Source organism: Buchnera aphidicola (Eriosoma grossulariae) (genome assembly GCF_964059045.1).
Classification (GTDB): domain Bacteria; phylum Pseudomonadota; class Gammaproteobacteria; order Enterobacterales; family Enterobacteriaceae; genus Buchnera_D; species Buchnera_D aphidicola_A.
Genome location: NZ_OZ060403.1, coordinates 1 through 2250, shown reverse-complemented (window position 1 = coordinate 2250; position 2250 = coordinate 1). Strand labels below are relative to the sequence as shown.

The window sequence follows — 2250 nt, the reverse complement described above, 5'->3', positions numbered from 1 at the left end:
GAATGAATATATTAAAAAATTTAGAAATACATATTCCATCAAATATAAAAGTAACTAAAACAGAAAAAACATTAATTTTAATATTTCCAATAATACAACAAGAGTTAGATAAAGAAAAAATTAATTTCTATATCAATCTTGGAATCATTTAGATGAATTATTAAATCTATGGATCATGATCAAAAAATTGCTGATTCAATGTTTTTTGGTGGCTTATTTTCTTACGACTGTATTACTAATTTTGAACCAATACCACGTATGAATCATAATGCTCAATGTCCAGATTTTTGTTTTTACTTATCAGAAATTCTATTAAAATTAAACCATCAAAAAAAAACTTGTGTCATCCAAGCTAACTTATTTACTCATGAAACAATTGAAATCAATCGTATTATGCAACAAATAAAATCAATACAAAAGATATTGAAATCTGATTTGCCAACTATTATTCATGATACAATCAGCAACATATCAATTCAGAGTAATAAAACTGATGAAGAATATATTCAACAAATTAAAAAAATGAAAAGATTAATACAATCAGGAAAAATTTTTCAAATTGTTTTATCTAGAAAATTTTATTTACCTTGTATTAATTCTTTATCTGCTTATGATCAATTAAAAAAAAGCAATCCTAGCCCCTATATGTTTTTTATGCAAGATCAACATTTTATTTTATTTGGAGCTTCACCAGAAAGTTCTTTAAAATATAACAATACCAATAGAATGATAGAAATTCATCCTATAGCAGGAACTCGAGCCAGAGGAAAAAATCAAGATAATTCTTTAAATTTAGATTTAGATAATAAAATTGAATTAGAAATGCGAACTAATCAGAAAGAATTAGCAGAACATTTAATGTTAGTAGATCTCGCAAGAAATGATTTATCTAAAATTTGTAGTACTGGAACACGTTATGTATCTAATTTAATGGAAGTGCATAAATATTCTCACGTAATGCATTTAGTATCAAAAGTCACTGGAAAATTAAAACCAACACTAGATATTTTTCATGCTTATCAAGCCTGTATGAATATGGGTACTTTAACTGGAGCACCAAAAATTAAAGCTATGCAAATCATTTCCCAAATAGAACAACAATCTAGAAATACTTATGGTGGTGCAATAGGATATTTTAATGGTCATGGAGATCTAGATACTTGTATTATCATACGTGCTGCTTATGTTATGAATCAATTAGCCACTATACAAGCAGGAGCTGGTATTATTTTAGATTCAGTACCACAAGAGGAGGTGTTAGAAAGTAAAAATAAAGCACCAGCAGTGTTGTCTGCTATCATTGATGCTCATTCTATCTCTCATGATTATAATACTATCTCTAAGGAAATAAATTATACACATGTCTAATATATTATTGATTGATAATATGGATTCTTTTACATATAATTTAGTCGATTTATTACGTATTCAAAATCATACAGTAAAAATATTTCGGAATTATATTTCTATTCAAATCATTACAAAAAAATTATCTCAAATGAATAATCCTATTCTGATATTTTCTCCTGGTCCTGGAAGTCCACATAACGCCGGAAATATGCCAAGATTAATAAAAGAATTTAAAGGACACATACCTATGGTAGGTATTTGCTTAGGTCATCAAGCAATTATTGAAGCTTATGGAGGTACTATTCAACCAGTAACTCATATTATTCATGGACAAGCATCTCAAATTCAACATGATAATCAGGATATGTTTAAAAATTTACCTAATCCATTATCAGTGGCTAGATATCATTCTTTAATGTGTGATATATTACCTCATGGATTTGTAGTAACGGCATCATATCAAAATATGATTATGAGCATTAAAAATAAAAATGATAGAGTATGTAGTTTTCAATTTCATCCAGAATCTATATTAACTAAATATGGATCCATTCTTTTAAAACAAACTATATTGTGGCTCAAAAATAATTATTAATCATTATCTTCATCATAAAATATTTAAAAAAAAGATTTTACTTTTATCATAATATATATAGCATATTTAATATTCATTATTAATAACCTATTTTCAATCATTCCAATACGTCATATCAAAAATATTTATGCAATAATATTAAATTAAATGATATTAAATAAAATATATAATAAAGTTTATTGATGCAACATCATCCTATTTAATATAATTATATTATTAACAAAATCATACACAAGAACTATAATTAAATATTATTAACAAAAATTTTAATACTATATTATATATTTACAATCATTTTTGATATG

Annotated in this window: 3 protein-coding genes; all 3 read left to right on the top strand. The window is 25.2% G+C overall.

The window, feature by feature from the left end:
* Window positions 1-2 precede the first annotated feature (2 nt).
* The 3 genes from AB4W51_RS02720 to AB4W51_RS02710 are packed head-to-tail and all read left to right on the top strand — an operon-like array spanning window position 3 to window position 1945.
* Window positions 3-152 (top strand): hypothetical protein, encoded by a 150-nt coding sequence (locus AB4W51_RS02720; protein WP_367676840.1) that lies wholly within the window; start codon window positions 3-5, stop codon window positions 150-152.
* Window positions 153-168: 16 nt separating this feature from the next.
* Window positions 169-1368, top strand: a complete 1200-nt coding sequence (locus AB4W51_RS02715) for an anthranilate synthase component 1 (protein ID WP_367676842.1) — start codon at window positions 169-171, stop codon at window positions 1366-1368.
* On the top strand, window positions 1361-1945 hold the full coding sequence (locus AB4W51_RS02710) for an aminodeoxychorismate/anthranilate synthase component II (RefSeq protein WP_367676841.1): 585 nt from the start codon (window positions 1361-1363) through the stop codon (window positions 1943-1945). Before AB4W51_RS02715 ends, AB4W51_RS02710 begins: the two co-directional genes overlap by 8 nt.
* Window positions 1946-2250: the final 305 nt, after the last annotated feature.